General features: G+C 54.3%; 20 protein-coding genes. 9 read left to right on the forward strand and 11 right to left on the reverse strand.

Annotated elements, in window-relative coordinates; translation table 11 throughout:
- Positions 1–306: 306 nt before the first annotated feature.
- The 3 genes from dksA to P0D43_RS04120 form a co-directional block, all read right to left on the reverse strand.
- On the reverse strand, positions 307–732 hold the full coding sequence (dksA, locus tag P0D43_RS04110) for an RNA polymerase-binding protein DksA (RefSeq protein ID WP_341237132.1): 426 nt from the start codon (positions 730–732) through the stop codon (positions 307–309).
- 52 nt (positions 733–784) lie between these two features.
- Positions 785–1774 carry a GTP-binding protein gene (locus tag P0D43_RS04115; RefSeq protein ID WP_341237131.1) on the reverse strand — a complete coding sequence of 330 codons (990 nt, stop codon included), beginning with the start codon at positions 1772–1774 and terminating at the stop codon, positions 785–787.
- Positions 1775–1850: 76 nt separating this feature from the next.
- Complete coding sequence (locus P0D43_RS04120) at positions 1851–2873, reverse strand: MBL fold metallo-hydrolase (protein ID WP_341237130.1); 1023 nt, start codon at positions 2871–2873, stop codon at positions 1851–1853.
- Positions 2874–2968: 95 nt separating this feature from the next.
- On the opposite strand from P0D43_RS04120, the gene P0D43_RS04125 reads away from it, so the two are divergent.
- Complete coding sequence (locus tag P0D43_RS04125) at positions 2969–4150, forward strand: isovaleryl-CoA dehydrogenase (RefSeq protein WP_159567981.1); 1182 nt, start codon at positions 2969–2971, stop codon at positions 4148–4150.
- A 4-nt stretch (positions 4151–4154) separates the two neighbouring features.
- On the opposite strand, the gene P0D43_RS04130 is transcribed toward P0D43_RS04125, so the two are convergent.
- On the reverse strand, positions 4155–5375 hold the full coding sequence (locus P0D43_RS04130) for an alpha/beta hydrolase family protein (protein ID WP_394673311.1): 1221 nt from the start codon (positions 5373–5375) through the stop codon (positions 4155–4157).
- Positions 5376–5496: 121 nt separating this feature from the next.
- Between P0D43_RS04130 and aceK the strand changes: the two genes are divergently transcribed.
- Positions 5497–7326, forward strand: a complete 1830-nt coding sequence (gene aceK, locus P0D43_RS04135) for a bifunctional isocitrate dehydrogenase kinase/phosphatase (RefSeq protein ID WP_201301381.1) — start codon at positions 5497–5499, stop codon at positions 7324–7326.
- Positions 7327–7905: 579 nt separating this feature from the next.
- On the opposite strand, the gene P0D43_RS04140 is transcribed toward aceK, so the two are convergent.
- Complete coding sequence (locus P0D43_RS04140) at positions 7906–8631, reverse strand: nitroreductase (protein ID WP_394673312.1); 726 nt, start codon at positions 8629–8631, stop codon at positions 7906–7908.
- Between the two features lie 132 nt (positions 8632–8763).
- Between P0D43_RS04140 and P0D43_RS04145 the strand changes: the two genes are divergently transcribed.
- Positions 8764–10275: a flavin-containing monooxygenase gene (locus P0D43_RS04145; protein WP_394673313.1), complete on the forward strand. Its 1512-nt coding sequence runs from the start codon at positions 8764–8766 to the stop codon at positions 10273–10275.
- A 47-nt stretch (positions 10276–10322) separates the two neighbouring features.
- On the opposite strand, the gene P0D43_RS04150 is transcribed toward P0D43_RS04145, so the two are convergent.
- Positions 10323–10706, reverse strand: coding sequence for a hypothetical protein (locus P0D43_RS04150; RefSeq protein ID WP_341237127.1), 384 nt, complete (start codon positions 10704–10706; stop codon positions 10323–10325).
- A gap of 167 nt (positions 10707–10873) precedes the next feature.
- On the opposite strand from P0D43_RS04150, the gene P0D43_RS04155 reads away from it, so the two are divergent.
- From P0D43_RS04155 to P0D43_RS04180, 6 genes are all read left to right on the forward strand, one after another.
- Positions 10874–11542, forward strand: coding sequence for an exopolysaccharide biosynthesis protein (locus tag P0D43_RS04155; RefSeq protein ID WP_394673314.1), 669 nt, complete (start codon positions 10874–10876; stop codon positions 11540–11542).
- Between the two features lie 82 nt (positions 11543–11624).
- The gene (locus tag P0D43_RS04160; RefSeq protein ID WP_394673315.1) at positions 11625–12233 is read left to right on the forward strand and encodes a 2-hydroxychromene-2-carboxylate isomerase; all 609 of its coding nucleotides are present in this window, start codon (positions 11625–11627) and stop codon (positions 12231–12233) included.
- Positions 12234–12235: 2 nt separating this feature from the next.
- Complete coding sequence (locus P0D43_RS04165) at positions 12236–13846, forward strand: carboxyl transferase domain-containing protein (RefSeq protein WP_394673316.1); 1611 nt, start codon at positions 12236–12238, stop codon at positions 13844–13846.
- Positions 13847–13878: 32 nt separating this feature from the next.
- Complete coding sequence (locus tag P0D43_RS04170) at positions 13879–14676, forward strand: enoyl-CoA hydratase-related protein (protein WP_394673317.1); 798 nt, start codon at positions 13879–13881, stop codon at positions 14674–14676.
- 16 nt (positions 14677–14692) lie between these two features.
- Positions 14693–16750, forward strand: a complete 2058-nt coding sequence (locus tag P0D43_RS04175) for an acetyl/propionyl/methylcrotonyl-CoA carboxylase subunit alpha (RefSeq protein WP_394673318.1) — start codon at positions 14693–14695, stop codon at positions 16748–16750.
- A 5-nt stretch (positions 16751–16755) separates the two neighbouring features.
- A complete protein-coding gene (locus tag P0D43_RS04180) occupies positions 16756–17691 on the forward strand; it encodes a hydroxymethylglutaryl-CoA lyase (RefSeq protein ID WP_394673702.1) in 936 nt (311 codons plus the stop codon).
- Between the two features lie 19 nt (positions 17692–17710).
- Here P0D43_RS04180 and P0D43_RS04185 read toward each other — a convergent pair whose 3' ends face one another.
- From P0D43_RS04185 to gspF, 5 genes are read right to left on the reverse strand one after another with little or no spacing between them, the layout of a single operon-like run.
- On the reverse strand, positions 17711–19624 hold the full coding sequence (locus P0D43_RS04185; RefSeq protein WP_394673319.1) for a sensor histidine kinase: 1914 nt from the start codon (positions 19622–19624) through the stop codon (positions 17711–17713).
- Positions 19621–20334 carry a response regulator gene (locus P0D43_RS04190; RefSeq protein ID WP_394673320.1) on the reverse strand — a complete coding sequence of 238 codons (714 nt, stop codon included), beginning with the start codon at positions 20332–20334 and terminating at the stop codon, positions 19621–19623. The genes P0D43_RS04185 and P0D43_RS04190 overlap by 4 nt, the downstream gene beginning before the upstream one ends.
- A gap of 11 nt (positions 20335–20345) precedes the next feature.
- A complete protein-coding gene (locus tag P0D43_RS04195) occupies positions 20346–22244 on the reverse strand; it encodes an ATP-binding protein (RefSeq protein WP_394673321.1) in 1899 nt (632 codons plus the stop codon).
- Positions 22245–22248: 4 nt separating this feature from the next.
- Complete coding sequence (locus P0D43_RS04200; protein WP_341237119.1) at positions 22249–22962, reverse strand: response regulator transcription factor; 714 nt, start codon at positions 22960–22962, stop codon at positions 22249–22251.
- Complete coding sequence (gene gspF, locus P0D43_RS04205) at positions 22959–24173, reverse strand: type II secretion system inner membrane protein GspF (RefSeq protein WP_159567995.1); 1215 nt, start codon at positions 24171–24173, stop codon at positions 22959–22961. Before gspF ends, P0D43_RS04200 begins: the two co-directional genes overlap by 4 nt.
- Between the last annotated feature and the right edge of the window lie 5 nt (positions 24174–24178).

The raw sequence follows: 24178 nt of genomic DNA on the forward strand, positions 1-24178 counted from the left end.
GGGTTCAACGCCCAATCGGCTGCGGTGTTTCGATCGCCTCGCCTTCAAGAAAACCTGCCCGTTTGAGTTCACACGCCACGGTCGGCCAGAGGCCGGCACCGAGACTCGGCCCGCTTTTTTGCCGAGCGAGGTGAGTCAGGGTGAATCTCAAAAAGGGAAGTACAGGTTTTCAGGCGAGAGATCGGAACCCAAGCCGATCGGGAAGTTAACGAGCAGTCGAGGCCAACCAGCGGTAGGGAACGTAAAAAAAGCACGCGAACTCAAGTTCAACGTGCTTCTTTGCATCAACAGCGCAATTCGAGGGATTTAATCCCCGTACATACGCTGCTTCAATTCCCGGCGTTGCTGTGCTTCAAGCGACAGCGTGGCTGTTGGGCGTGCCAGCAAACGGGCCACGCCAATGGGGTCGCCTGTTTCTTCACACCAGCCATATTCGCCAGCGTCAATCTTTTGAATCGATTGCTGAATTTTCTTTAGCAGTTTGCGTTCGCGATCACGTGTTCGAAGTTCAAGCGCATGCTCTTCTTCGATCGTTGCACGGTCAGCAGGGTCGGGCACCACCACGGTCTCGCGCAAATGCTCGGTGGTTTCACCTGCATTGGCCAGCAATTCTTTTTCCATTTCCTGCAAACGCTGGCGGAAAAAGGCAAGCTGCACCTCGTTCATGTAATCGTCTTCTTTCATCGCGAGCAATTGTTTCTCGTTGATGACGGGCGTCTTTTCAGTGGTCATAGCACAGCCTCTAGTCCTTTGGTTTTTTATTGACTATATACCAGTATATCCGCTATCGGGCTAGACAAAGCTCTAACCCTTGGGTGATAAATTCCTTGGGGAGTTTACGCCCAATAAATACAATTTTGCTTTCTTTTTTCTCAGCGTTGTCCCATTTTCTGCCCCAGTCGAGTCCCATGAGCATGTGAACGCCCTGAAACAAGGCTCTGCGGTCGCTGGCCTTGATGTTCAAAATGCCTTTGTAACGCAGCATGTCAGGCCCGTATACCTGAGTAACCGAGCCCATGAATTCTTCGAATTTCTGACCATCAAAGGGCTTGGTACTTTTGAACACAAAGCTTTGAATTTCATCGTTGTGGGTGTGTTTGTCTTCGTCGAGAAAGTCGGGTGCAATGTCCAGAATGGAGTTCAGGTTGAAGCCCCGCACATCCAGTAGTTTGTCGATGGGGGCCACGCCAAACTCGGAAATCATCATTTCGGCACGCGCGTTCATTTTAACCAGGCGACGTTTCAAAGCGGTGACTTCGTCTGCCTCGCACAAGTCGGTTTTGGACAAAAGGATCCGATCTGCAAAACCCACTTGTTGCTGAATCTCGCGGTGTTCATCCAGTTGTTGCATGCCGTGTTTGGCATCCACCACGGTAATGACTGCGTCCAGAATAAAACTTTCGGCCACCAGGTCATCGACAAAGAAGGTTTGTGCCACGGGGCCGGGGTCGGCCATGCCCGTGGTTTCAATGACCACGCGGTCGAATTTCAGCTCGCCGGCAAGGCGTTTGGCTGCCATTTCACCCAGAATACGCACCAGGTCGCCGCGCACCGTGCAGCACAGGCAACCGTTGTTCATTTCAACAATGTTTTCCTGCTCGTCTTGCATCAACAGGTCATTGTCGACGCCTTCTTCGCCGAATTCGTTTTCAATCACGGCGATTTTCATGCCGTGGTTTTCTTTCAGAATGCGGTTTAGAAGGGTGGTTTTTCCACTGCCCAGAAAGCCGGTAAGAATGGTGACTGGGATCATGTTGTGGGCTGCTTTGTTCATGGTGCTGTGTGCTGCAAAAATTGGGTCAACAATGGAAATGGGGTTGCTTGTGCAAATTTAAAGGGCTGGCTGTCGATTAAACCGCCTGAAACGTCCACACGCCCTCAACCGCCGAGCGCTTCACCAAACCTTTGTACCACAGGTAATGCAGGTGAGCGATGGCCTCGCCCATGGCAAAGCTCATTTGATGGCCATCCATCTCCCGCCTGAACAATATGCTGATGGCTTGGCGGGCGGTGAGTGGTTTTTCTTTCAAAGCCTCAAGCAGTTCGCTTAAGCGGTGCTCGTGGTGGCGCAGCAGTTGCGCACAACGGTCGTGGACACCCTTAAAAGGCACGCCATGCGAAGGCAGTACGGTGAGGCTGTTGGGCAATTGGGCCATGCTTTGCACCGATTTTAAAAACAGCAGCAGTGGGTTGCCTTCGGGTTCAATGCCGTACACGCTGACATTGGTTGAAATGGTGGGCAGCAGCATGTCGCCGCTGATCATCAAGTCCAGGCTTTTGCACACCAGGGCAATGTGTTCAGGGCTGTGACCAAAACCCGCGTGGCATTGCCACACATGGCCGCCAATGGTGATTTCGTCGCCATGTTGAATGCGTTGGTAATTCAGGGGTGGTTCAGGCACCAGCCTTGAAAACATGCCGCCGCGTGCCTCCAGGGTTTCGTCGGCTTTTTTCTCGTTCACCAGACCATGGCTGGCCATGAAGGTACCCAGGGTGTTGCCGTCAAAGCCAGGCAGGTTGGCACACAAGCCCCGCGCCATGAAGTATTCGCCAGTGGACATGTGCACATGCACCCCGTGGCGGCGCGCCAGCGGGCCAGCCATGCCAATGTGGTCGGGGTGGGCATGGGTGCAAATGATTCGACCCAAGGGTTTGCGCACAAACAGGGTTTGTTCGATTTCTTCCCACATGGCGGCAACGTCGGGCAAACCTGCTCCGCAATCCACCAGTGTGTATTGGTTTTCTTCCTCGATCAGCCACACATTGATGTGGTCGAGTGCAAAGGGCAATGGCAAACGCAGCCAGAGTACGCCGGGTGCTACCGGGGTTGGCTGGCCCAAAACGGGCGGTTCAAACAAACGTTCAATTCCCATGTGTTTTCTGGTGACTTTTCAGTCATTTGTGTGGGTGAAGGGGCTGATTGTAGGGCATCATTTCGGAAAAGCATAACTTCTGCGGAGACTTTGATATGTTGAATTTGCCAGGACTTCAGTTTGATCTTGGAGAGGACATCGACGCTTTGCGCGATGCAGTACAAACTTTTGCCCAAGCTGAAATTGCCCCATTGGCTGCAGAAATGGACAAAACCGACCAATTTCCCATGCATTTGTGGCGAAAAATGGGCGATATGGGACTGTTGGGTTTGACCGTTGAGGAAGAGCTGGGCGGCAGTGGCTTGGGTTATTTGGCCCACATGGTGGCCATGGAAGAAATTTCGCGCGCCAGTGCCTCGGTGGCATTAAGCTACGGCGCGCACTCCAACCTGTGTGTGAACCAGATTCGCCGCAACGGCAGCGACTGGCAGCGTAAAACCTTTTTGCCCAAACTGATTTCCGGCGAGCACATTGGGGCGTTGGCCATGAGCGAACCGGGTGCGGGGTCGGATGTGGTGAGCATGCAGTTGCGTGCCGACAAAAAGGGCGACAAGTATGTGCTGAATGGCAACAAAATGTGGATCACCAATGGCCCCGATGCCGATGTGCTGGTGGTGTATGCCAAAACTGATCTGGCCGCCGGGCCACACGGTATTACAGCCTTTTTGATCGAAAAAGGATTCAAGGGTTTTTCGATTGCGCAAAAACTGGACAAGTTGGGCATGCGCGGCAGCCACACCGGCGAGCTGGTGTTCGAGGACTGCGAAGTACCCGAAACCCATGTGCTGGGCAAAGTGGGTCGTGGTGTGAATGTGCTGATGAGCGGGCTTGATTTCGAGCGTGCGGTGCTTTCCGGAGGCCCGTTGGGCATTATGGCGGCGGCCATGGATGTGGTGGTGCCCTATGTGCACGACCGCAAGCAGTTTGGTCAAAGCATTGGTGAGTTTCAACTGATTCAGGGCAAGCTCGCTGACATGTATTCTGTGATGATGGCCACGCGTGCTTACGTGTACCAAGTGGGCAAAGCCTGTGACAAGGCCACGCCTGAAACCGTGCGCAGGCTGCGCAAAGACTGCGCGGGTGCCATTTTGTTCTCAGCGGAAAAAGCCACCTGGATGGCGGGTGAGTCGATCCAGATTCTGGGCGGCAACGGCTACATCAACGAGTACCCGTGCGGACGTTTGTGGCGCGACGCCAAGCTGTATGAAATTGGCGCAGGCACCAGCGAAATTCGCCGCATGTTGATTGGCCGCGAATTGTTTGCTGAAACCATCTAAACGCTTATTGAAGCGGGGCAGGCCCGGCGGATTTGAATACCCGTTTGTCCTGCCCAATCACCACTTCACTTTCCCACAAGTAACTCAGCCTGGGGTGCGCGGTTTGCAGCACTTTCAGCGCCTCAGAATCTCCCCGCAAATGGTAGTTCATCCAGGCCAGTGAGTACTGCGCTGCAATTTCTCGCCCCCAGGTGGAGGTGGGCAGCAGTGGGTAGTTGGTGTGTTGGGCGTGGCTGGCAGCATCGGCCACAATGAAGGCGCGGTCGCTGGTCAGCTTGTCGTAAACCGGGCGCACCACGGCGGGGTTTACCGCAACGATTGGGGCAATGGGCCCATCGTGATCACCGGTTTGAATCATCACCGGAATGGGGTTGCTGTTGAACACCGATTGAATTTCACTGATTGGCGCGGCAGCCACAGCAGCCTTCAAACGCGGCTCCACTGCCTGTAAACCCATGGTGGCAATGGCGCCCATGCTGTGGCCGATTACACCAATGCGGGCGGAGTCGATAAACTCGCGCACCGGCGAATTGTTAAGCAGGTAGCTCAGGGCGTCTTGCGCTTCTTCAATGTTATTGCTTGGGTCACCCTGTACTTCGTCAGCAGAGCGGCCCTGTCCGGAAAAGTCGAACGCAAACACCAAATAGCCTGCGTCGGCAAACAATTGGTGCCACCAGCGGTACATGGCGGTGTTGGTGTTCAAACCTTCCAGTGCCAGAATAACCGGGTATTTTTGGGCGGTGGCCTGGGTTTGCCCACGTTTGGGCAACACAATTTCGCCGTGCAGGCGGGTGCCATAGCGGTTTTGAAATTCCACGGGAACCAAGGCCACCGACTTGTTGTTTTCGGGGTGGCCGTACCAGTGGAATACCTGGTCGATGCGTGAACCGTCTCTGAGCTGCGCAGCCATGGCGCGAATTTGAAATTCAAGCAAGGCGGGGTCGGTGATGTCGCTCAGCGTGTAGCCCAAAGCAATCGGGTCTACAACGCCGACCAGTTGCTGACGCGGTAGCATGTCGCTGACCATGCCCAGTTGAAACAGCACGTCGTCGCTTGGCACAGGGCTCTCGGGCGGGTTTTCACCCTGTACAGACATGGGCCAGCCAAATGCTTCAGACGATTGAACAGTGTTGCGTGTTGCGCTACCAGCGCTGTTTTCACCATTGCAGGCCCATGCCAGCAGGGGCAGCAACGCCAGGCACATCAATTTCAAACGACTTCGCATGTCAACTTCCTTGTTCAACGTCTCAATCATACTAAGTTGGCGCAGGTTTTGGATTTTCTTGGGCAAATACAGAAGGTATCTCGTAGAATCGGTGGTTCATCAATTGGAGTGAAAGCAGCTTATGAGCAGCCTGCCCTTGGACCTGAAAACCCTGGAAGAAGACTTTGGTGAGCTGAGTGAAACCAGCCACCTGAGTGAGGATGAGGAGCGCGAGCTGTCCAAAAAGGTGGCCAGCGATATTTTGGCGGGCTTTGACAAGCACTATCGCCTGTTTCGCTATTGCGCACAGCAAACCAAAAAGTTGTTTGAAGAAGGCGACTGGCACCTGATTCAACAGCTGGCCCGCGACCGTATCGATTTTTATGACGAACGTGTGAAAGAGGCTGTGGATTTGCTTCGCAGAAATTATGGTTCGCTGTTGATGAGCGAATCGGTGTGGGCAAAAATCAAAACCCGATTCGTGACTTACCTGGTGGATCACAAACAGCCTGAACTGGCGGAGACATTTTTCAACTCTGCGGTGACAAAAATTTTGCACCGGGATTACTACCACAACCGTTTTTTATTCGTGCGCCCAGCGGTGAGTACTGATTATGTGGAAAGTGATCCGCCCTCGTATCGCAGCTATTACCCGGCCAACCCGAAAAGCGGTGGCTTGCGTAAAACTTTAAAGCGATTGGTGCGCGACTTTTCATTGAATGCCGATTTTGTGGATTTGGAACGCGACCTGCGCTATGTGGTACACGCTGCAAGGCAGGTAATGCCGCGCCCCATTAAGGTAGACCCGGATTGTCAAATTCAGGTGCTCTCCAGCCTGTTTTTCCGCAACAAAGGTGCGTACATTATTGGCAAGTTTATCAATGCCAACATGCCGCAACCTTTTGCCATTCCCATTCTGCGTGATTCGGCCGGCAAACTTTACATTGACACTGTTCTGTTCAATGTTCAGCAAATTGCCACTTTGTTCAGTTTCACGCGGGCTTACTTCCTTGTGGACATGGAAACCCCAGGCGCGTATGTACAATTTTTGCGCACCTTGTTGCCCAACAAGCCCAAGGCCGAGATGTACACCATGCTGGGTTTGCACAAGCAGGGCAAAACTTTGTTTTATCGCGATTTTTTGCACCACCTGAAACACAGCCACGATGAGTTTATTGTTGCGCCCGGTATCAAGGGTTTGGTGATGGCGGTGTTCACGCTGCCCTCTTACCCTTATGTGTTCAAACTGATCAAAGACAAAATAGCACCCAGCAAGGAAATTGATCGCGCGGGTGTAATGCGCAAATACCAGTTGGTGAAAGAACATGACCGCGTGGGCCGCATGGCCGACACCTGGGAATACAGCCATGTAGGTTTGCCGCTGAACCGTTTTTCACAAGAATTGATTGACCACTTGAAGGACACTTGCGAAAGTTCGCTGACCTTTGAGGACGACACGGTGGTGATCAAGCATGTGTACATTGAGCGCCGAATGACACCGCTGAATATTTACTTGCAACAAGGCACGGACTCAGATGTGGAGCATGGCATTGCCGAATACGGCAATGCGATCAAACAGCTTGCGGCGGCGAATATTTTCCCGGGCGATATGTTGTTCAAAAACTTTGGTGTTACCCGCTTGGGCCGAGTTGTGTTTTACGATTACGATGAAATTGAGTACATGACCGATTCCAATTTCCGTCGCATTCCGGAAGCGCCCAATCCGGAAGCAGAAATGTCTGCGGAGCCGTGGTACACCGTGGGCCCGAAAGATGTATTCCCCGAGGAGTTCGGGCACTTTCTGTTGGGTGACCGCAGGGTGCGCAAGGCGTTTTTAAGCAAGCACCGCGATTTGCTGGAATATGAGTTTTGGCAAGAGCGCAAAGATCGCATTACCCAGGGCCATATCGAAGATATTTTCCCGTATTCCGAAGCGGTGCGATTTACCAACCGGTTTATCAAGAAGCGGTGAGCGGCCAGGGTGGTTTCTTGCCAACTCGGCGTGGGTTACTTGTGTCGCCTGTAATTGGTGACTTTTGATCTGAACTTGAATGGTCACCGCTGCCCGAAAACTTGGCATATCGGCCTGTCTGCTTGAGCCTGCACTAAGCCAAGCCCTCCAAAAGTAACGGTCGGGTCTTGGCTTTCGCGCAAAGGCGCGATCGCTTGTCTCGGCACGCCAAGCCGGCAAGTTTTCTGACTGGTCATCGTGCGACCCATTGCAAGTTCAGCTCCTGAGTCACCGGCGCCGGCGTCTCTCCACCACCGCGCAACTCACTGCTGGGTTCAACGCCCAATCGGCGGCGGTGTTTCGATCGCCTCGCCTTCAAGAAAACCTGCCCGTTTGAATTCAACCGCCACGGTCGGCCATCGGCCGGCACCGAGACTCGGCCCGCCCTTTTGCCGAGCGAGGTGAGTCAGGGTGAATCTCAAAAAGGGAAATACAGGTTTTCAGGCGAGAGATTGAAACCCAAGCCGATCGGGCTGTTAACCGAAAGGCGAGTTATCGGAACCCAAGCCGATCGGGCTAAATAAGCCCGCCCTCGCGTGTTTATGCCCCGCGCTTGGACAGCATCAACGCACTCGCCGCAATTTTCTCCGGCTGAAATTTGTTGACCGGCACATCCTGCTCATAGCCAATGGCCACGCCACACAGCAAGTTGTATTGCTTGGGAATGTCAAAGTGCTTGTCCAGGGGGGATCGGAACAAGCCCAGTGCGCCTTGTGCACAAGTGCCCAGACCTTCGTTGGTGGCCGCCAACATCAGGCTTTGCAGAAAAATACCGGCGTCAAGCGCGCTGTAAATGCCCACGCCTTCGTGTACAAACACAAATGCAGCGGCGGGCGCCCCAAACATGCGGAAATTTTCGGCCATCGCCTGGTCGCGTGCTTTCAGGTCGTTGCGGGCCACGCCCAAAACGCCGTACAAGCCTTTGCCACATTCCACCCGGCGGGCCTGCAAATCCTTGGGGTAGTTCATCACGGGTTTCACATCGCCATCAGGAATGCCCTGGCTACGTGTCAACAATCCCTTGATTTGGGCCAGCTTGCCGCCGCGCTGCTGTTTGATGGTTTCCTGAAATCGACCATACAGTTCGCTGCGCAAGCTTTCCAGTACATCGCCGGTGGCCAGTGCGATGCGGTAGGGGTGGGTATTCGACCAACTTGGTGACAGTGCAGCCTGTGAAAGTAGGCGTTGAAGTGCTTCTTCTGGCACGGGTTTGGGGTCAAAAGCACGTACGCTGTGCCGCTGTTTCAGTGTTTCAAGAAATTCCATTTTTCCTTGCTCTGTGTAATAGTTAGCCCAGTTTAGAGTATTTCTTACTAGCCAACAGACCCGGCTCGCCACTATTCTCTCAACTGACAATATGAAAAGTCACATAGACGGTCACATTAGGGGGACAAAAAAATGAACAATCCACACGTAGACGTACTAATTATTGGCGCTGGTTTGTCTGGCATTAGTGCAGCATGCCACATCAAGCAGAACTGCAAAGGCAAGACCATCAAAATTCTGGAACGTCGCAAAGCCATTGGCGGCACTTGGGACTTGTTCCGCTACCCCGGTATTCGCTCTGATTCCGACATGTTCACGCTGGGTTACAGTTTCAAGCCTTGGAAAGGTGAAAAGGTTTTGGCCAACGGTCAGGAAATTCGCGAATACGTGACTGAAGCCGCCAAAGAGAACAACGTCACCAAAGACATTCAGTTTGGCCTGAAGGTGATCTCGGCCAACTGGGATTCCGATGCGAACCAGTGGACCGTGGAAGGCATTATTGAAGAAACTGGTGAAAAGCAGGTGTTCACCAGCAATTTCTTGCTGGGTTGTACCGGTTACTACAATTACGACAAGGGTTACAGCCCGGAATTTCCCGGCATCAAGAATTTCAAGGGCACCGTGGTGCACCCCCAGCAGTGGCCAGAAAAACTGGATTATTCCGGCAAGCGCGTGGTGGTGATTGGCAGTGGAGCAACCGCCATTACGTTGGTGCCGGCCATGGCCGACGATGCTGCGCATGTGACCATGTTGCAGCGTTCACCCACGTACATTGCATCGATTCCTTCCGTCGATCCGGTTTCCGTGGTGCTGAAAAAATTCATGCCCGACACCTGGGTCTACAACATTGGTCGCGCACGCAACATTGGCTTGCAGCGCCTGATTTTCAAGTTGAGCAAGCAACGCCCCCAAGCCATTAAACGCTTGTTGTTGGGTGCAACCCGTGCGCGCATGGGCAAGAATTTCGACATGAAGCATTTCACGCCGAGCTACAACCCATGGGATCAGCGCCTGTGTGTGGTGCCCGATGGCGACCTGTTCAAGGTACTGAAAAAAGGAAAGGCCGACATTGTGACTGACCACATCGACACCTTTGTCGAAAACGGTATCAAGCTGAAAAGCGGGCAGGTACTGGAAGCGGACATCATCATTACTGCAACCGGCCTTGATCTGCAAATTCTGGGTGGTCTCACAGCGCATGTGGACGGCAAGCCTGTGAATGTGGGCGAAGTCATGAGCTACAAGGGCGTGATGATGAGCAGCATCCCCAACTTTGCCATGGTGTTTGGTTACACCAATGCATCGTGGACGTTGAAGGCCGATTTGGCAGCCGAGTTTGTGTGCCGTGTGTTGAATCACATGGACAAGCACGACTTTGCCCGCGTGGTGCCCAATGCAGACGGCGTAGAAACGGATGACACCCCCATGTTTGATCTGGATGCAGGTTACATGAAGCGTGCCGCCGACCGTTTGCCCAAGCAAGGCCCTGCCGCACCTTGGACTGTGGTGAACAACTACCTGGCCGACCGCCCGGTGTTGAAGAAAGGCAAGCTTGAAGATGGCGTGCTGGAATTTGCGAAAGCAGGGGCAGCAACGGGCAAGAAAACATCAAACCGCAAAGCGCAGACCAAGCAGGCTGCGTAAGCAATCACTTTTCCGATTAAGAAGGGCTGCGGTGCCGCAGCCCTTTTTCAGTTGAATCCACTGCCATAACTCAAGCGATTCAAACCCCGCGTAGCCCGAACCGCGCGTTCGCCCCGGAATTGCACAACCTCTTCCTTGTCCACCTCGAACTCGCCGCCCAAGGGTGTTTCCAATGTGCCGGTGTCAAAGCTGTCCAGGCTGCGGTTCAGGCCCAGCAGGTCGTCGCGGCCAATGGTCAGCAGTGCCTTGCCCAGCGGGAAGTTACCCTGTGCGCGAATGTCGTCTCGCAGGGTGCTCACTGCCAGAATTTCTTCCCCGTTTACAAAGTAGTCGATCGGGCGCGGCACGTCGGGGAAGCGCTCAGCCAAAGCGGGCTGTGCACACAGGGCAGCGGCAGATATGAAAATCGGGGCAACAAATTGTTTGAGCATGGCGACTCCTGGTGGCGGCTGAATGTGGCAAATGCGTCATCACCTAGAGTGATGCTTTGGTGGTGATGTTGTCCATCGGGCTTACCCTTCGCTCGAAAGTGGTATGCCGCATCATGGCTGCACTCAAATTCGCCTAAGATGGGGTGCCTTTATTCACAGCCATCCAATTGAACAAGCCTGCCGACCAAGATGAATCGCTGAAAGAACTGCCCTACGCGTGGCGGCGTGTGGTTTTGTTCGCCGACAACATGGCGCAAGCCACTGTGGCCGATGCAATTGGGCGTAGCCCGAAACAGCAGCTCACCTGGATCGGCTTGGCTGCGTTGCCCCTGTTGTTGCCTTTTGGGATTCCCGGAATTGCCACCACCTTGGGTTACCTTACCTTTTTGCTCGGTGTGGGGTATGCGCTGGGCTTTGGTGTGCCAATTCCCAAGAAGATCGGTGAAAAGCGACTTCCACCCAAAGCGACTGGCGTACTCAAGAAGTTTCTGGGAATCTTTATTCGCAGGGTGGCACCCCACAGCAAGCCAAGACTTTTTCTCATGAGTCATCCACGCATGCGGCCCATCAACGGCATGGTGCTGGCATTTGCCGGGCTCACCATGGCCGCACCTGTGCCCTTTGCCTCATTCGACAATGTGTTGCCCGCAGCGGCCATGGTGTGCATTACCTTTGGTTTAAGGGTTCGGGATGGCCGGTTGGTGCTGGCGGGCTATGTTTTCACTGTGCTGGCCGCATTGCTCGTGGTGTTGCTGTGGTGGCGTGGCTATGCCGTGTTTGTGTGGGTTTCAAAGCAACCATGGGCCAGCCAGTGGCTGGGTTGGCTTTTTTCCTGACAAGGCGCAAGCTTGGGTCGGAACTACGCCCCAAGTTCGATAGAATCACAGGAACGCCCTCAATATGGAGCCAAAAATCACCATGACTACCAAACAAACGATTGATTTCTTTTTCGACCTGACCAGTCCTTACAGCTATGTGGCTGCTGAGCAAATCGAAGAAATTGCAGCCGCGGGCAATCGCACCGTAAATTACAAGCCCACCTTGCTGGGCTTTGTGTTCAAAAGCACAGGCAACACGGCACCCATGATGAACCCGGCCAAGGGCAAATACTCGGCGAAAGACTTTGCCCGCACCGCGCGCTTCCATGGTTTGAAAATCAACTGGCCCAAGAAGTTTCCGATCAATGCCACCACGGCTTCACGTGCCATTTTGCAGGTGCTCAATACACAGCCTGACAAGGCAGGTGAACTGACCCGCGCCTTGTACAAGGCGTATTTCGTGGAGGGCTTGGACATTACTGAAGACGCAGTGGTTGCCCAGGTGGCCAGCTCGATTGGTCTGGATGGTGCGGCGTTGGTCGAAGGCAGCCAAACCGATGCACTGAAAGAGCAATTGAAAAATGCTGTGCAGGAATCCATCGACGCGGGCATGTTCGGTGCCCCGTATTTTGTGGTGGATGGTGAGGCCTTCTGGGGGCAGGACCGCATGGAGCAATTGCGCCGCTGGGTTGCACAAGGGCCGTTCTGAACATGGGCGTGCTCGATTCCAACAACGTTAAAAATCGCCCTGATTTTGCAGCCAATCAAGCCGCGCTTAAAAAGCTGGTTGACGAACTGAAAGCCAATTTGGCGGTGGTGGCACAGGGCGGCGGCAAAGTGGCCAACGACCGGCACACCGCACGCGGCAAGCTGTTGCCCCGCGAGCGTGTGGCTGGTTTGCTGGATCCCGGCTCGCCTTTCCTTGAACTTGCACCACTGGCAGCATGGGGCATGTATGGTGGCGCCGCGCCCGGTGCGGGGGCCATTGCCGGCATTGGCCGGGTTAGCGGTGTGGACTGCATGATTGTGTGCAACGACGCCACCGTGAAAGGCGGCACGTACTACCCGCTTTCCGTGAAAAAGCACCTGCGTGCGCAGGAAGTGGCGGCCGAGAACAACCTGCCTTGTATTTACCTGGTGGATTCGGGCGGGGCCAACTTGCCCAACCAAGACGAAGTGTTTCCTGATCGCGACCACTTCGGTCGTATCTTCTTTAACCAAGCCAACATGAGTGCCCAAGGCATTGCACAAATTGCCGTTGTCATGGGCTCTTGCACAGCCGGTGGCGCCTACGTTCCGGCCATGAGCGATGAAGCCATCATTGTGAAAAACCAGGCCACCATTTTCCTGGGTGGCCCGCCCTTGGTGCAAGCCGCCACAGGCGAAATTGTAAGCGCCGAAGAACTGGGTGGTGCCGACGTGCACACGCGGCTTTCTGGCGTAGCCGACCACCTGGCTGAAAACGATCAGCACGCCTTGGAAATTGCGCGTCGCATTGTTGCCAATTTGGGGCGCCCTGAAAAACGCTACCCGTGGGTACTGAGCGAGTCGAAAGAGCCCTTGTACAGCGCTGAAGAAATTTACGGCATTGTGCCGACCGATGCGAAGAAGCCGTTCGATGTGCGCGACATCATTGCCCGTGTGGTGGACGGCAGCGAGTTCGATGAATTCAAAGCCCGTTTTGGCAGCACGCTGGTGTGTGGTTTTGCGCGTTTGTATGGCATGCCCGTGGGCATTGTTGCCAATAACGGTATTTTGTTTTCTGAATCCGCCCTCAAAGGCACCCACTTCATTGAATTGTGTTGTCAACGAAAGATTCCCCTGATTTTTTTGCAAAACATCACCGGTTTCATGGTGGGCAAGAAAGTGGAAAACGAAGGCATTGCACGCCATGGCGCAAAAATGGTGATGGCGGTGGCCTGCGCCAAAGTGCCCAAATTCACCGTGGTCATTGGTGGCTCCTTTGGTGCCGGCAACTACGGCATGTGTGGCCGTGCATACAGCCCGCGCTTTATGTGGATGTGGCCCAATGCCCGCATCAGCGTGATGGGTGGTGAACAGGCTGCAGGTGTATTGGCCACAGTAAAGCGCAACCAGATCGAAGCCAAAGGCGGCACTTGGAGCAAGGAAGAAGAAGCCGAATTCAAGGCCCCCACACTGAAGCAGTTTGACGAGCAAAGCCAGCCTTACTACGCCACAGCAAGGTTGTGGGACGATGGCTTGATCGACCCCGCAGACACGCGCCGTATTTTGGGCATGGCCATTTCAGCCAGCCTGAATGCCGACATTCCCGAAACAAAATTTGGCGTGTACAGAATGTAAATGCGCACAACAATAAAAACGGAGACACCGCAATGACTGAGCAGTCCAATGAAAAACCCGTGATTGAAACCCGCAAGGGAAAATCCGTGTGGCTGACACTGAACCGCCCTCAAATTAAAAATGCGATGAATGGCGAAATGATCGCCATGCTGGTGGAAGCATTTCAGCGTTTGGGCAACGACCCGGATACCCGCGCCATTGTGTTGGCAGCGAATGGCGATGCATTTTGCTCAGGCGCCGACCTTGGGTACATGATGCAAATGGCCCAGCAAGCCGCCAGCAACCAGCAAAGCGGCATTACCCTGACCAGCCTGTTCCGTGGCATTGCCGAATGCCCCAAGCCCGTGGTGGCCCGGGTGCATGGCCTGTGCCTTGCGGGCGCCACAGGTTTGGTTAGCGCAAGCGACATTATTGTGGCCAGCAACAATGTGAAATTCAGCCTGCCCGAAGTCAAGCGCGGTTTGATTCCAGCCACCATCAGCCCCTATGTGGTGCAGGCCATGGGTGTGCAGGCCGCACGGCGCTACTTCATCACCGGCGAAACATTCACGGCTGAGAAGGCCTACGCCTTGGGCATGGTGCATGAACTGACCACGCCCGACACGCTGGATGCCAAACTGGAATCCATTCTGGCCGAGCTGGACAGTTGTGCGCCCGATACCATGGCCGCCTGCAAAAAGCTGGTGCGAGACGTAAGCCGCATGGACATCACCGCCGATGAAACACATGCCGAAGTGGCCGCACGTCTTGCCGCCGTGCGCGGCAGCGCCGAGGCCGCCGAAGGCATGATGGCTTTCATGGAAAAACGCAAACCGAAGTGGGTCGGCTAACAGGGTTATTCAAAAAATGTTCACCAAAATACTGATTGCCAACCGGGGCGAAATTGCCCGCCGAATTAACCGCACAGCGCAGGCCATGGGCATACACACGGTGGCTGTTTATTCCACTGCCGATGCGCAAGCACTGCATGTACAGGAGTGCAACGAAGCGGTGTGCCTTGGCGAACCCGAGGCTGCGCAAAGCTACCTGAACATCGAGAAAGTGATTGCCGCTGCAAAGCAAACCGGTGCGCAGGCCATTCACCCTGGTTATGGTTTTTTGTCCGAGAATGCCGCGTTTGCGCAGGCTTGTGCCAATGCGCACATCACATTCATCGGTCCGGGTGTGGAAGCCATTCGAATCATGGGCAGCAAAAGCGAAGCCAAGGCCTGTGCGCAGCCCGCGGGCGTGCCGCTGATTCCCGGTTATTTCGGTGCCGACCAATCGCTGAGCACCTTGCAAACCGAGGCCGAGCGAATTGGCTTTCCGCTGATGATCAAGGCGGTGGCTGGCGGTGGTGGCAAGGGCATTCGCATTGTGAACAATGCAGGCGATTTGCAGGCGGCACTTGAAAGCTGCCAACGCGAAGCCAAAAACGCATTTGGCGATGCCACCGTGATGCTTGAAAAACAAATCATCAAACCCCGCCATGTGGAAGTGCAGGTGTTTGCCGACACACACGGCAACGTGGTGCATTTGTTCGAGCGCGATTGTTCAGCGCAGCGCCGCCATCAAAAAGTAATTGAAGAAGCCCCTGCGTTTGGTCTCACTGAAGCGCAACGCGAAGCCTTCGGGCGCACAGCGGTACAAGTGGCCAAGGCCGTGAGTTATGTGGGCGCGGGCACCGTGGAGTTTTTGCTCGATGCGCGCGGCGAGTTTTATTTCATGGAAATGAACACGCGCTTGCAAGTGGAACACCCTGTCACCGAGATGATCACCGGCTTTGATTTGGTGCAGTGGCAAATCGAAATTGCAGCGGGGTTGCCTTTGCCCGCTACGCAAGAAACCATTCACATCGATGGCCATGCGTTTGAAGCACGCTTGTATGCTGAAAACCCCGATCAAGGTTTTTTGCCAGCCATTGGCACCGTTGAGTTGTGGGAAGCACCCGATGCGATCGAGTTTCGCACGGGTACCCACGCAGGCAGAACCGCGGGCATTCGCCTCGATTCTTCCATGCGTTCGGGCTTGGCGGTGTCGCCTTACTACGACCCCATGGTGGGCAAGCTGATTACCTGGGCGCCCACCCGTGAAGCGGCGTTGAAAAAACTTGCCGATGCATTGGCGCAATTGCGTTGTGTGGGTGTAAAAAACAACCTGGCTTGGTTGCGTAGTTTGTGCTTGCACCCCGAATTCGCAGCCGGTGGCTATGACACAGGGCTGATCGACAGAATGACTGAGCGAACAAACACAGAGCACGGGCAGCAAATTGAGTCAGTCACATTGCAAGCGTTGGCTGGCCTTGCACGCTGGGCTTTGCACCAGCATGCGAACAACAAGAACAGCAGCGACCCCCTTGCCATGCTCGACGGGTTTTATTCCAGTGCCCCCCCGTTGCGTGAAGACCGTTGGTTAAACCGCGATATTGCCTTGGCCACCCACACGCATGTGTCGGTTCAAGGGCAGCAGGCGACGATTCAATGCGCAGGTTCCGCTTTGTTTGCAACGCTGACAAATCATGGCAATGGAAGTGGTTTGGCTCGAACCAAAGGCCTTGTCAACACAGGCCCACACGCAGGCAGCCCTTTCGATTTGATTTGGCATGGCGACAACCTCAGCATTCATGTGGGTACGGAACAAACCAACCTGCACTGGCAAAACCCGGCGCACATTCGCGCCGATCAGGGGCACGACGCACACGGTGTGGCAGCACCCATGCCGGGCAAGGTGTTTGCAGTGTTTGTGAAAGTGGGCGATGCTGTTAAAAAAGGGCAGCCCCTGATTGGTCTGGAGGCCATGAAAATGGAACACACGCTGAACTCCCCTTGCGATGGTGTGGTGCAAGCCATTCCACACCCCGTGGGTGATCAGGTGACCGAGGGCACCGAGCTGATTCATTTCTCCGAAGACACGAATTCAAAATGAGCATGATCAAACTTCCAGCCCAAGTGACCTTGGTTGAAGTGGGCCCCCGCGATGGCCTTCAAAATGAAAAAACGCCCATTTCCACCGCAATCAAGGTGGAGCTGTGCAAACAGTTGATTGAGGCGGGTATTCACCGGCTGGAAGCTGCTGCTTTTGTGTCGCCGAAATGGGTGCCGCAAATGGCCGACGGTGCTGATGTGTTGGCAGGGCTGCAAGCCATGACCGAGTTGCAGGGCCGTACCGTGTCTTATTCTGCCTTGGTGCCGAACCTGAAGGGCATGGAAGCTGCCATCGAGGCGGGTGTGCAAGAGGCGGTGGTGTTCACCGCTGCGTCTGAGGCCTTCACGCAAAAAAACATCAACTGCACCATTGCAGAAAGCATTGAGCGATTCAAGCCCGTGGCTGAACTGGCGCGCGCGCACAATATTCATTTGCGCGGTTCCATTTCCTGCGCACTGGGTTGCCCCTACCAGGGCGAAGTACCCGTTCAAAGCGCCGCCGAGGTGGCCTTGCGGCTTCGCGATATTGGTGTGCAAGAATTTGATGTGGCCGACACCATTGGTGTGGGCACGGCCTTGCGTGTTAGCCAGGTGTTTGAAGCCGTTGGCTACAGCGTGGGCCTGCAACATGTGGCAGGTCATTTTCACGACACCTACGGACAGGCTTTGGCCAATATTTTGGCAGCCTTGCAGTTGGGTGTTTCAACATTCCACAGCTCAATTGCCGGGCTGGGTGGTTGCCCGTATGCCAAAGGGGCAACCGGCAACGTAGCCACTGAAGACGTGGTGTACCTGTTGCAGGGAATGGGCATTGAAACCGGTCTGAACCTGAACAAACTGGTGCAAACCGGCGCATGGATTTCCGGCAGTATTGGCAAGCCCTACATAAGCCGTGCGGGCCGTGCGGTGTGGAATAAACTGAATCAGGAAACACAAGCGTAAAGCGCGTTGCCAGACCGGCCTATTTTTTGCGCAATCTTGGAATGGCCATGAACACTGCCACACCTTGCCCCTGGCTGTTTCGCCCGGTGTAAAGTTCAATGCGAATGGCCTTGGCCCGAATTTTCATGTGAGCAAGGCCGCGCCCACGGCCCAGCGTGTTGTGCGGCATGCCCACGCCATTGTCGCTAATGTTCAATAACACCTTGTCCTCGGTTTCAGCCCACCGAACACTTAATTCAATCTTGGTGGCTTTGGCGTGTTTCAGGCTGTTTGCGAAAACTTCCTGCACTATTCGCAGCAAATCGAACAGGTCGCGAGAGCTGTAACCTTCCAGTTTTGGAATGTCCGCGACACTCCACAGCAAGTTCACGCCGCTGGCTTTCAGGCGACGCTCGTAGCGCCACCGGAAGTTGCCCAGCAGAGCAAGCAAATCATCGCTTTGGGGATCAAGGGAATCAATCGCCATACGCAAATCGTCCAGGCATTCCTGCAGCACATCGCGCATTTCATCCTGACCCAATGGCTTGGTCTCACTCAGGTTCAGGGCTGACACCAAACTGGAACCCACGCCGTCGTGAATGTCTTGCATGATTCGCCGGCGTTCGTCGTCTTGTGCGCGTTGCTGCTCAATTTTTCGCAGTAAATTGAATTGGCGAAATAGCTGCTGTTCGCGAATGGCCAACTCGGAATTCAGCGAGTCGTTGGAGGTTTTCAGTTCTTGCAACAAAGCGCGATAGCGCCTGAAAATAATCCAGCAGGCTGATACAAAGAGCAAAATGCCGGTGTACTGCGACAACAGGATTGACTCAATCGGCAGCAAGTTCAGCATGGTGGCCAAATCACGAATGCTGAGCAGTACAAACAACAGGGAGCTGCAACCCAGAATGGCCCCTTCAAAATTGCGTGTACGCCAGGAATGGCTCAACAACAGCACATTCAATATAAACACCACAGGAATGATCGGCAGCAACAGCCAAAAGGTGAAGTTCAGGATTTGATCGCTACCCGCAGCAAAGGTAATCAGCGACACCGCCACTGCGTAAGCCAGCAGACCCTTGGGAATCCAGACCCAGCCCAGGTGCATGTAGCGAATCAGAAACAGCCCATACAAACAGGCAAACCAGGCATGCAGGCTGTGCACCAACTGGCCCCACTGTGCATGGGGCAGGGGAATCCAGTCCATGAAATAGCCCGTGTTGCGAACGGCAAATACAATCACGGCAAGACTCAAGAACAAGAAACCTTCCTGTTCCCGAAAAATTCTCGCGAACACCAGCAGCAACAGGCCACTGGCAAAAGCCACAAGGGTGGCCAGCATGGATCCAGTGACCTGCCACCGGTATGACGATTCATACATGGGTTCGAGCAATTGCCGGGGCCCCATCCAAACCCGGCCCAAACCACTGCGGTAGTTCTTGTAGCCCGCTACCTGAATCAACAGGGTGTTGTTGCCAGTGGTGAGCAGGTCGGGTGAAAACTGAAACAGATAAGGGTAATTCCAGTGCCGGGTAATCTCGCCTTCCAGGGTGCCCAGTCCGCCGATCCAGTGGCCATTCAGGTAGGCGTGGGCATTCATGATGGCCTTGGGCATGAATACAGAATCGGGGGCTGGTTTGCCCGGGTCAAGCTGAAAATCAATTTGATACCAGCCTTGCCCTTCAAACCCGGGTTGGGTGACATCCCAAGAGTCGGGTAGCACCACGGTTTTTTTCGTATTCAGCGACATGACGTCTGCAGCGCTAAGCGTGGCGTCGCTTGAGAACAGCACTTTGGCCTGTTCAAACAAATGGGCTTGTTCTTCGGTGTTGGCGTTGCCCAAGGCGGGTAACGGGGCTTTGAATGTTCCCCACAAGGCCACTGCCAGGGTGAGCAGAAAAAGAATGGAGAAACGCCAGGAAAACAGGCGATCAGTGATTTCCGGATTCGGACTCAAAGGTCAAGAAGCCCCAACAGGGTGGCTTCATACACCGCCTCAGACCGGCTGTGCACGTGCAGCTTCTTGTAGATACGCTTCACGTGGGTGGCCACTGTGTGGGTAGAAATTCCCATTTGCGCTGCAATTTCCTGCGCAGTGAAACCGCGGGCTACTTGTTGAATTACTTTCAATTCCCGGTCTGTAATACTGCAGGCTTTTTGTGATTCATCCTGCCCGGTTTTTGCTTGTGCAAAGTCGCTTTCTGCAGGCCGTGCTGTTTGCATTTTTGACAGCAACTGCCGAGCAATCAAGGGGCTGATGGGCGAGCCACCGTTGGCCACTTCAAGAATGTGCTCAATCAACTCGTCGTTTGAATAATCTTTCAGCAGGTAGCCGCTTGCACCCGCCTCAAGACTTCTCACCACATGGTCTTCATCACCAAAAGCGGTAATCACCAGGCATTCTGTTTCGGGTTTGTGTTTGCTTAGCCATTCAATGACTTCAATGCCCGATGAGTCCGGTAAACCCAGGTCAATCAGGGCTACCTTTGGGTTGGTCATGAACAACAGGGAGTACGCGTCTTGAACTGAGCTGGCCACACCCAGCAATTTCATTTGTGGCGAGGAGTCGATCACACGGACCAAGTGGTCTTGCGTGGCCGGTTCGTCCTCGACCAAGATCACGCCGATTGGCTTGGCTTCAAAGTGATCAAGGTCTCGCGCGTTCATGATTTGCCGGTTTAAGTGTCCAAAGGTAATCTGAGCAGAAAGCGGGTACCTTGCCCAGCTTCGGTGGTCATTTCGATACTGCCACCCAAAGCAGCTGCACGTTGTTTCAGGTTTTTAAGGCCCCTGCCATGCTGGCTTCTTTCCAGCACAAATCCTACGCCGTTGTCTTGAATCTGAACACCCACATATTTTGGTCCCCTGGAAACATGCAGGCTGACTTCGCTGGCATTGGCATGCTTCAAAATATTGGTAAAAATCTCTTGAACAATGCGCAAAACATGCAGGCAGTTGCGGGCATCCAGGTAAGGAATGGGCGGTATGTCTTCATCAATCACCCAATGCAGCCGTATGCCTGCACTGCGCATATTGTCGGCGATCCGGTAGCGAAAAGCGCCCAGCAGGGTGGTGAGGTCCTGTTCAATCGGTTCCAGCGAGTCGATTGTTAGCTGCAAATCCCGCAATCCGGATTCAAGCAGGTTCAAGGTGTTTTTCCGATTGAAGTTGGAGGACTGCAAATGGTGAATTGCAGCCACCAGGTGGGCCCCCAGGCCATCGTGCATGTCGGCCATCAAGCGTTGGCGCTCGGCCATTTTTACTTTCTCTTCATCAATTTTCTGCATGCGTAGGTACTGCGTTGCCAATTCGACTTCGCGTTCCATTAGCCTGTTTTGCAGCGTTTCATTGAAGCTGTCGGATTCAGCCAGTAAACCGCTGTAGCGATCAATCAAGAAGTAGCTCATGGCCAAAAACATGGCAATGCCCATGTATTGGTTCAGAAAATAACCGTCGAATGGAAGAATTCCCGCGAGAAACAGGAGGTCAGAGGTGCTCAGGGCCATGTAGCAGAGCAAACCGAATCCGAAAGCGTGCGGCGCCAGGGATTGTTTGCTGTTTCCATGTCGCATCAGCAGTATCACGTTCCAGCTGTACATGCACAAACCGAGAATGCCGTAGTAACCCACCAGGCGCAGCGCCCAGTTTTCATTAATGATGAGCAACACCGGAAAACTCAGGGAGTAAGCCCACCATATTTTCCATTCCAGCCTTTGTTTGGGCACCCGGCAGTAAAGCAGTATCAGCAATACAATTGCGCTGGCAAACACCAACAATCCGCCTTGGGTAATCTGGATCCACAAACCATGTTCAAATGGCGGCACGGTGGTCAGAAATGCAAGGTTCCGAATGCCCCACAGAAAACAGGTGGCGGCAAGCAGCATGAGCAGTCCGCTGCGGGTTTTGCCCATACCGATCAGTATGGTCAGCACAATGCCGGCACCCAACACAAAGGCGGTGCTCAGGTAGACCGAAGTCACCTGAACCTCGTAACGTGAACGGTAGGCTTCGCGAAGGTTTTCATCGGAGCCGAGCCAAATGGTGGACAAGCCAGCCAGGTAGTCGGGAAAGGCGCGTACTTGAATGGCCAGGGTGTTTTGCCCCAGCTTTAGTACATTGGCCCCAAGGTTCACTATTTGCGGGCGATTCCAGTTTCGCTCGGCAAACTCACCGGTCATCGGGCCGTAAAACCCAATGCGCTCACCATTCAGGTACACCTCCGCATTCATGGCAAAGCGCGGAATGTACAGCGCCTCAATACGACTCTCGGGTAACACATCGAAATCCAGCTCATACCAGTAAAATCCGCCAGGGCCCCGCAGCATGTCGTCAATTCTGTGGGGCAGCTGTACCACGGGTGCTGTGGCCAAGTGCGCAGGTGGCGAGGTTTGGTAGTCGGTGTGTGCGGCGAAGCTTGCCATGGTTAATTCAATGGCACTGGGATCGGTTGGCGTGGCTTTGGCGATTTGGTAATACAGCATGGCCGCGCCACACAGTGCAATCAGCATGGCCAATGCATAAAACAAAGCAAGTCGTTTTGCCCAGTTGTCTGTGGGCGTCAGTGGTGCGCTCGCCATTGTTTCAGCAGTCTTTCAGATTGATCAAACCCAAAGCGTTGGCGCGATGAACCGCACTGGTGCGGGAATTCACTGCCAGCTTTTTGTAAATACGTTTGACGTAGGTGCTGATGGTGTTGATGGACACGCCCAGAAGGTCGGCGATTTCCGCTTGCATGAAACCCTTGGCCACCATTTCCAGCACTTGCTGTTCCCGTTCAGACAAGGGTGTGAATGCGTGATTCACCGTGGCTTTGCTGGTAGGCAGTTGGTCTGGGGTGGACACGCCGCGAAAACGGTTCAGCAGTCGCCGTGCAATCACCGGGCTAATGGGTGATCCACCCGCGCGCAGTTGTTTCAAACGATCAAGAATGTCGGCAGTGCGTGTGTCTTTGGTCAGGTAACCCGTGGCCCCGGCTTCGATACTGGAAATAACATGTGATTCATCACCAAACACGGTCAGCACCATGCTTTCGCAACCGGGCATGTGTTGGTGAATGTGGGCAATCAATTCCAGGCCACTGCCATCGGGCAAGCCCAGGTCAACCAGCACCACCTCGGGTTGCAATTCGTTGACCACGGCCATCGCTTCCCTTAGCGTATAGGCCTGACCGACCAGGTGCAACTCAGGGTGGGTTTCAATGGCCAGTCGCAGTGCTTGCTGAATTCGGTCATCGTCGTCGACCAGCATGACGCGGATGGTCTCTTGTCCAATTTCTGTTCGGCTTTGTATGTTCATTGGATCAGTTGGTTGACTTCAATAATCGGCATCATCACCGCCAGCACAATCAATAACACAATCAGGCCCATCACCAAAATAAGTATGGGCTCCATCAGGCTGGTCAGCCACATGGCCTTGCGTTCTACCTCGGTGCGCTGACTTTCCGAGGCACGTTCCAGCATAGCAGCCAGTTGCCCGGTGGCCTCGCCGCTGGCGACCAGGTGGGTCAGCACGGGCGGAAACAAACCGCTTTTGCCCATGGCTTTGCTCAGGCCGCTGCCTTCTTTCACGCGCTCTTGTACATCGACCATGGCCAGTTGCAAGGCGCTGTTACCCAATGTGCGGTTGGCGGCAGCCAGCGCCTTCAAAATGGGAACGCCGCTGCCCACCAAAATGGACAGGGTTGAGGCCAGGCGCGCTGTATTCACTGCACGAATAAAGGGCCCCACCACAGGAATAGTCAGCACCGTTTCATCAAATCTTAGTTTGAAGGCTTTGTTTTTCAGTGCGTTGCGAAACAGGTAAACAGCGATCGCAATGATCAAAGCCATCAACCAGCCCCAATCGCGCAGCAGATCCGACAGCGCAATCATCACCACGGTGATTGTCGGCAATTCTTGATTGCTGTTTTCAAACACCGACACCACTTGCGGCACCACATAGGTCAGCAGGCCGATCACCACCATCAAGGCGACCAAGGTAACAATTGCCGGGTAAATAAATGCAGCGCTTACTTTTTGCTGCAAAGCCTGGCGAGCCTCCAGTGCGTCGGCCAGTTTGGACAGTACGCCGCCCAGGTCGCCGGTATTTTCGCCAGCGGCCACAGTGGCCACGTACATTTCGGGAAAGGCTTTCGGGTACTGTGCCAAGGCTTGGCTTAGTGGTGTGCCGGAAACAACTTCGGAACGAATGCTGTTAATGCGTTCACGAATCAGGGGTTTTTCAGCCTGCTCCACCAGTGCGGCCAAGGCTTGCGCCAGCGCCAGGCGGGCTTGCAACAGGCTGGCCAGTTGGCGGGTCATCAGCACCACTTCACGGTTGCTCAATTCCCGATCAAAGCGGCCCGCTTTTTTGCCGGTCATTTTGGCGCTGCCCACCTCAACGACTTCAATGGGTGTCATGCCTTGCATGCGCATTTGGTTGCGCGCAGCCCGAGGGGAATCGGCTTCCATCGAGCCTTTGACTGTTTTACCTTGGGCGTTTAACGCCTCGTATCGAAAAACTGCCATGGGTT

Origin of the sequence: Limnobacter sp., from assembly GCF_043511195.1 — a bacterium.
Classification (GTDB): Bacteria; Pseudomonadota; Gammaproteobacteria; order Burkholderiales; family Burkholderiaceae_B; genus Limnobacter.

What these genes read in the sequence shown, in the direction of transcription:
- aceK (WP_201301381.1), top strand. Translation starts at nt 5,497, where the DNA reads ATGAGCAGCCTGCCCTTGGACCTGAAAACCCTGGAAGAAGACTTTGGT.
- P0D43_RS04165 (WP_394673316.1), top strand. Translation starts at nt 12,236, where the DNA reads ATGGGCGTGCTCGATTCCAACAACGTTAAAAATCGCCCTGATTTTGCA.
- P0D43_RS04190 (WP_394673320.1), bottom strand. Translation starts at nt 20,334, where the DNA reads ATGAACGCGCGAGACCTTGATCACTTTGAAGCCAAGCCAATCGGCGTG.
- P0D43_RS04125 (WP_159567981.1), top strand. Translation starts at nt 2,969, where the DNA reads ATGTTGAATTTGCCAGGACTTCAGTTTGATCTTGGAGAGGACATCGAC.
- dksA (WP_341237132.1), bottom strand. Translation starts at nt 732, where the DNA reads ATGACCACTGAAAAGACGCCCGTCATCAACGAGAAACAATTGCTCGCG.
- P0D43_RS04150 (WP_341237127.1), bottom strand. Translation starts at nt 10,706, where the DNA reads ATGCTCAAACAATTTGTTGCCCCGATTTTCATATCTGCCGCTGCCCTG.
- P0D43_RS04200 (WP_341237119.1), bottom strand. Translation starts at nt 22,962, where the DNA reads ATGAACATACAAAGCCGAACAGAAATTGGACAAGAGACCATCCGCGTC.
- P0D43_RS04175 (WP_394673318.1), top strand. Translation starts at nt 14,693, where the DNA reads ATGTTCACCAAAATACTGATTGCCAACCGGGGCGAAATTGCCCGCCGA.
- P0D43_RS04145 (WP_394673313.1), top strand. Translation starts at nt 8,764, where the DNA reads ATGAACAATCCACACGTAGACGTACTAATTATTGGCGCTGGTTTGTCT.
- gspF (WP_159567995.1), bottom strand. Translation starts at nt 24,173, where the DNA reads ATGGCAGTTTTTCGATACGAGGCGTTAAACGCCCAAGGTAAAACAGTC.
- P0D43_RS04130 (WP_394673311.1), bottom strand. Translation starts at nt 5,375, where the DNA reads ATGCGAAGTCGTTTGAAATTGATGTGCCTGGCGTTGCTGCCCCTGCTG.
- P0D43_RS04160 (WP_394673315.1), top strand. Translation starts at nt 11,625, where the DNA reads ATGACTACCAAACAAACGATTGATTTCTTTTTCGACCTGACCAGTCCT.
- P0D43_RS04140 (WP_394673312.1), bottom strand. Translation starts at nt 8,631, where the DNA reads ATGGAATTTCTTGAAACACTGAAACAGCGGCACAGCGTACGTGCTTTT.
- P0D43_RS04170 (WP_394673317.1), top strand. Translation starts at nt 13,879, where the DNA reads ATGACTGAGCAGTCCAATGAAAAACCCGTGATTGAAACCCGCAAGGGA.
- P0D43_RS04120 (WP_341237130.1), bottom strand. Translation starts at nt 2,873, where the DNA reads ATGGGAATTGAACGTTTGTTTGAACCGCCCGTTTTGGGCCAGCCAACC.
- P0D43_RS04195 (WP_394673321.1), bottom strand. Translation starts at nt 22,244, where the DNA reads ATGGCGAGCGCACCACTGACGCCCACAGACAACTGGGCAAAACGACTT.
- P0D43_RS04115 (WP_341237131.1), bottom strand. Translation starts at nt 1,774, where the DNA reads ATGAACAAAGCAGCCCACAACATGATCCCAGTCACCATTCTTACCGGC.